This is a genomic window from Schumannella sp. 10F1B-5-1 (assembly GCF_006517535.1).
Taxonomy (GTDB): Bacteria; Actinomycetota; Actinomycetes; order Actinomycetales; family Microbacteriaceae; genus Schumannella.
This window is the reverse complement of sequence record NZ_VHQH01000247.1, coordinates 1-264: the sequence shown is the minus strand read 5'-3', so window position 1 is coordinate 264 and position 264 is coordinate 1. Positions and strand designations below refer to the sequence as shown.

Genomic DNA, 264 nt, shown 5'->3' with positions numbered 1-264 from the left:
GCGGCGTGGTCCACGCGGCGCTGCGCCGCGAACCCCTGCCCCGGCGTCGGGACCGTCAGGTGACCCTCGCCGGTCCCCTCGCGCCGCTCCTGCTCGTCGTCGCCGCCGCGCCAGCCTGCGCCGTGGCGCCGGCGGAGTTCCTCGCCGCGATCGCCGTGGCCGTGGCGCACGCGCTGGGGCTCGTCCTGCCGACCGCCGACCGCCGCGCCTGGCGGGCGGCGGCGCCACCGCGGTCGCCGACGCGCGGCACCGGCCCTACACTCG

At 81.8% G+C, this 264-nt stretch carries 1 protein-coding gene; it reads left to right on the top strand.

What is annotated here, in order from left to right:
- Positions 1-59: 59 nt before the first annotated feature.
- Positions 60-264, top strand: a 205-nt coding sequence (locus FJ658_RS16715; protein ID WP_219995800.1) for a hypothetical protein, incomplete at its 3' end; no start/stop codon positions are given.